Origin of the sequence: Endozoicomonas sp. ONNA1, assembly GCF_024606325.1 — a bacterium.
In the GTDB taxonomy this organism is placed as follows: Bacteria; Pseudomonadota; Gammaproteobacteria; order Pseudomonadales; family Endozoicomonadaceae; genus Endozoicomonas_A.
On sequence record NZ_JAHHPN010000622.1, the window covers coordinates 1 to 1,411 of the forward strand.

The 1,411-nt window shown below is 49.4% G+C and carries 1 protein-coding gene; it reads left to right on the forward strand.

Translation table 11 applies throughout. The features are described from left to right. The coding region (locus KDK19_RS14595; RefSeq protein ID WP_257292244.1) for a hypothetical protein at positions 1-1,309 on the forward strand (1,309 nt) is incomplete at its 5' end. Positions 1,310-1,411: the final 102 nt, after the last annotated feature.

The following is a 1,411-nucleotide window of genomic DNA, read 5'->3' on the forward strand; positions in this document are numbered from 1 at the left end:
TCATTTGGCCGATGGATATTGCTTTAGTTGCACAGGTCGTTTTGATTCTGAAGACCTTACAGATTTCTCACTCTTCGAAACATTGGATCAACTCACTATTATTCAACTCCAATGCGATTCTCACCCACAAGTTAAGCTACATGTGCGTGCCGTGGATGGCACCTCAAGCGGACGCTGCAACTCAATGGAATCATTGGAATCAATGAGTGCAGGGGTTGCTTTTACAACTGACGCTGCCACGCAACCCACCTGTGTCGTGACAGTGATTGGGGAGGATGGCCAACAGCGTCCATGCGGGATGGTCTGCAGGGATGCCAGAGCTCTGTCGGATCACAAAGGCAGATACCACACCGCACAACAAACCTGTAACGTGGTCATGATCGGGAAGAATGTTCAGCTGCGACAATGCGGAAGGGTCTTCAAGAATACTAAAGTCCTGTCGAGTCACAAAAGCAGCAAGCACACCGTGCAAAAAAGCTGTGACGCAACAGTAACTTGGGAGAATGGCCAGCAGCGGCTTTGCGGAAGGATCTTCCGGAATGCTCAAGCTCTGTTGAATCACAAAAGTAGATATCATATTGGGGAAAAAATCTGTGACGTGATAGTGAACCTGAAATATGGTCAGCCACAACTATGCGGGAAGGTCTGCAATAGCAGGCTGGATCTGTCGGAGCACAAAAGAAGAGACCACACCAAACAACAAACCTGTGAAGAGACAGATGTCAGGAAGGACGGCTTGCAGCGGCCATGTGGAAAGGTCTTCAAAAATGCCAGAGCCCTGTCGGAGCACAAAAGATTATTTCACAGCGGGCAAAAAACCTGTGATGTGATAGTGGACGGGGGAGAGGACCAACACCTGACATGCGGAAAAGTCTGCAAGAATATTAAAGCCCTGTCGGCTCACAAAAGAAAGAGGCACAGCGGAAAAAAAACCTGTAACGTAACCTTGGCCGGGGAGGATGGCCAGCCGCGACCCTGCGGAAAAATCTGCAAGAGTGCTCAAGACCTGTCAGATCACAAAAGGAGAGACCATAGCGAACAACAAACCTGTGAAGGGGCAGAGATCAGTAAGGATGGCATAGAACGGCCATGCAGAAAGGTCTTCAAGAATATTAAAGCCCTGTCGGAGCACAAAAGCAGATACCACAGAGGACAACAGACCTGTTATGCAGCAGTGGTCGGAGAGGATGGCATACAGCGGCCATGTGGAAAGGTCTGCAAGAATGCTCAAACGCTGTCGACTCACAAAAGAGAACATCGAAAGCGCAAGCCTGTTGATGTAAACCAGAACGATGCCCTTTGTCCCTAAAAAAGCGACAGCGATTAAGTAACGATCTGGTCCAGTGATCGACTCCGGGCGTAAACGTCTCAGGCGCTTCTTCGCCCGGAGTGGCATGGAGCTTGATGATAT